The 528-nt window shown below is 68.9% G+C and carries 1 protein-coding gene; it reads right to left on the reverse strand.

The window, feature by feature from the left end; genetic code table 11:
* On the reverse strand, positions 1-528 hold a 528-nt coding region (locus KDH83_RS30765; RefSeq protein ID WP_212322844.1), incomplete at both ends, for a HAMP domain-containing sensor histidine kinase.

Raw genomic sequence — 528 nt, forward strand, 5'->3', positions numbered from 1 at the left:
CATGCCCACGCCGTCCTGGCAGTGCCTGCGCGCCCCGGCGGCCCGATAGAACGCCTGGCACAGCCGGGGCAAGGCCTCGGCCGCGATGCCCACGCCCTGGTCCGTCACGTACAGACGCGCGGCATTGCCCAGCCGCTGCGCGCCCAGCGCGACCCGCGTTCCGGAAGCCGAATACTTGACGGCGTTCTCCAGCAGATTGACCACGGCGCGCAGCAGCATGCAATAGTCGCCGGCGACCCACAGCGTTTCATCGCCGTCCCGCACGTCGATCGACACGCCCTTCTTGTCGGCCAGGGGCAGCACCTGGTCCGCCGCGCTGTGCGCCAGGTCCTGCAATGACACCGGCAGGAAACGCGACCTGTCCAGCCGCTCCGCGCGCGACCGCTGCATGAAGTGCTGCGCCACCGACAGGCCGTATTGCACCTGGTCCCGCACCGATCGCAGAAAGTCATGATGCACCGCTTCGGCCTTGTCCGCGCCCTGTTTTTCGACCAGCGCCAGAACGGCCGACAGGGGACTGCGCAGGTC

Origin of the sequence: Achromobacter sp. Marseille-Q0513 (genome assembly GCF_018195695.1) — a bacterium.
Lineage (GTDB): Bacteria > Pseudomonadota > Gammaproteobacteria > Burkholderiales > Burkholderiaceae_B > Achromobacter.